We start from the raw sequence: 351 nt of genomic DNA, 5'->3' as shown, positions 1-351 counted from the left end.
GATGAACGGCGCCATTTTCGGGTTCCAGAAACGGGTCTGGTGGCCGAAGTGGATACCGGCTTCCAGCATTTCGCGCATAGTAACGGACATGTAATTCTCCAGGGTTAAATTCTTGAATACGACCAGTCACCTCGAGGGCACCCTTTGGCGGTCGCATTCGCGATTTGAATAAAAAAATAGACTACTTTGACAACATTACCGGACCAGAGCCCAAGCAACCCGAGATTCTAGCGGGATTTGGCCTGTATTTCAAGAGTCGCGTACGGACAAGCCACGGGGCGGCCCGCAGCGGCCCCCTGGCATTCCCCGGCCCCCGCGGGGCCGGGCCACACCGCGTGGCGCTTCACTTAT

General features: G+C 57.0%; 1 protein-coding gene. It reads right to left on the bottom strand.

From position 1 onward, the window contains the following. Window positions 1–90, bottom strand: a 90-nt coding sequence (locus KVT32_RS29220; RefSeq protein WP_217619330.1) for a 30S ribosomal protein S2, incomplete at its 3' end; no start/stop codon positions are given. Window positions 91–351 lie beyond the last annotated feature (261 nt).

Origin of the sequence: Achromobacter sp. GbtcB20, assembly GCF_019091095.1 — a bacterium.
Taxonomy (GTDB): Bacteria; Pseudomonadota; Gammaproteobacteria; order Burkholderiales; family Burkholderiaceae_B; genus Achromobacter; species Achromobacter mucicolens.
This window is presented reverse-complemented; position numbering and strand designations above follow the sequence as displayed.